2 protein-coding genes are annotated in these 2,127 nt (G+C 58.9%); both read left to right on the top strand.

Annotation, left to right across the window (positions count from 1 at the left end):
- A partial coding sequence (gene dnaN, locus ACIOVB_RS27580; RefSeq protein ID WP_401272283.1) for a DNA polymerase III subunit beta occupies positions 1-1,096 on the top strand: 1,096 nt, incomplete at its 5' end.
- Positions 1,097-1,110: 14 nt separating this feature from the next.
- Positions 1,111-2,127 (top strand): DNA replication/repair protein RecF (gene recF / locus ACIOVB_RS27585; protein ID WP_401272284.1); only part of this gene is annotated, 1,017 nt, incomplete at its 3' end.

Genomic DNA, 2,127 nt, shown 5'->3' on the forward strand with positions numbered 1-2,127 from the left:
CACCATTCAACGCGAAGCCCTGTTGAAACCCCTGCAACTGGTCGCAGGCGTCGTCGAGCGCCGACAGACCTTGCCGGTACTCTCAAACGTGCTGCTGGTTGTCGAAGGCCAGCAATTGTCGCTGACCGGTACCGACCTCGAGGTCGAGCTGGTCGGTCGTGTGCAACTTGAGGAGCCGGCTGAAACAGGTTCCATCACCGTGCCTGCGCGCAAGCTGATGGACATCTGCAAGAGCCTGCCCAACGATGCGCTGATCGACATCAAGGTCGACGAGCAGAAGCTGGTGGTAAAGGCTGGCCGTAGCCGCTTCACACTGTCGACCCTGCCGGCCAACGATTTTCCGACTGTGGAAGAAGGCCCAGGCTCGCTGACGTGCAGCCTGGAGCAAAGCAAACTGCGTCGTCTGATCGAACGCACCAGCTTCGCCATGGCCCAGCAGGACGTGCGCTACTACCTCAACGGCATGCTGCTGGAAGTCTCGGAAGGCATCATCCGCGCAGTGGCCACCGATGGTCACCGTCTGGCGATGTGCTCGATGAAGGCCGATATCGGTCAGCCGGATCGCCACCAGGTGATCGTACCGCGCAAAGGTATTCTCGAGCTGGCGCGTCTGCTCACCGAGCCGGACGGTAATGTCAGCATCGTCCTGGGTCAGCACCACATCCGCGCGACCACCGGCGAATTCACTTTCACCTCCAAACTGGTCGACGGCAAATTCCCTGACTACGAGCGCGTTCTGCCGAAGGGCGGCGACAAGCTGGTGCTTGGCGATCGTCAGGCGCTGCGTGAAGCGTTCAGCCGTACTGCGATTTTGTCCAACGAGAAGTACCGTGGCATCCGTCTGCAACTGGCCAGCGGTCAGTTGAAGATCCAGGCCAACAACCCGGAGCAGGAAGAAGCGGAAGAAGAAGTAGGTGTTGAATACAACGGTGGCTCCCTGGAAATCGGCTTCAACGTGAGCTACTTGCTCGACGTGCTGGGCGTGATGACCACCGAGCAGGTTCGCCTGATCCTGTCCGACTCCAACAGCAGTGCGCTGGTGCAAGAGTCCGACAATGACGACTCGGCTTATGTTGTTATGCCGATGCGTCTGTAATCAGCGGACTCTAGATGTCGCTAAGTCGCGTCTCGGTCACCGCGGTGCGCAATCTGCACCCGGTGACCTTCTCTCCCTCCCCCCGCATCAATATTCTTTACGGCGCCAACGGCAGCGGCAAAACCAGCGTTCTGGAAGCCATTCATCTGCTGGGGCTTGCCCGTTCGTTTCGTAGCACGCGGTTGTTGCCGGTCATTCAGTACGAGCAACTCGCCTGCACCGTGTTCGGTCAGGTCGAATTGGCCGAGGGTGGGCACAGTGCGTTGGGGATATCGCGCGACCGTCAGGGTGAGTTCCAGATCCGCATTGACGGCCAGAACGCTCGTAGCGCCGCACAGCTCGCGGAGATTCTGCCGCTACAGTTGATCAATCCGGACAGCTTCCGTCTGCTGGAAGGCGCGCCGAAGATTCGCCGGCAATTTCTCGACTGGGGTGTGTTCCACGTCGAACCACGGTTCATGGCCACTTGGCAGCGCTTGCAGAAGGCCCTGCGCCAGAGAAACTCTTGGCTGCGGCATGGTACACTTGACGCCGTTTCGCAAGCGGTTTGGGACAGGGAACTGTGCCAGGCCAGCGCTGAAATCGATGAATACCGCCGCGCTTACATCAAAGCCTTGAAACCAGTCTTTGAACAAACCTTGAGCGAACTGGTTGAGCTTGAAGGTTTGACGCTGAGCTATTACCGAGGCTGGGACAAAGACCGGGAATTGAGTGCCGTACTTGCCGGATCCCTGCAACGGGATCAGCAGATGGGTCACACCCAAGCTGGGCCACAACGAGCTGATTTGCGTCTTAGATTGGGCGCACACAACGCCGCGGACATCTTGTCCCGGGGTCAGCAGAAGTTGGTGGTCTGTGCCTTGCGGATTGCCCAAGGGCATCTGGTGAGCCAGGCCCGACGCGGTCAGTGTATTTATCTTGTGGATGACTTGCCGTCCGAACTGGACGAGAGCCACCGCCGTGCGCTGTGCCGTTTGCTGGAAGACTTACGCTGCCAGGTGTTTATCACCTGTGTAGATCACGAATTATTG

The sequence above is a fragment of the Pseudomonas sp. NPDC087639 genome (assembly GCF_044743385.1).
Lineage (GTDB): Bacteria > Pseudomonadota > Gammaproteobacteria > Pseudomonadales > Pseudomonadaceae > Aquipseudomonas.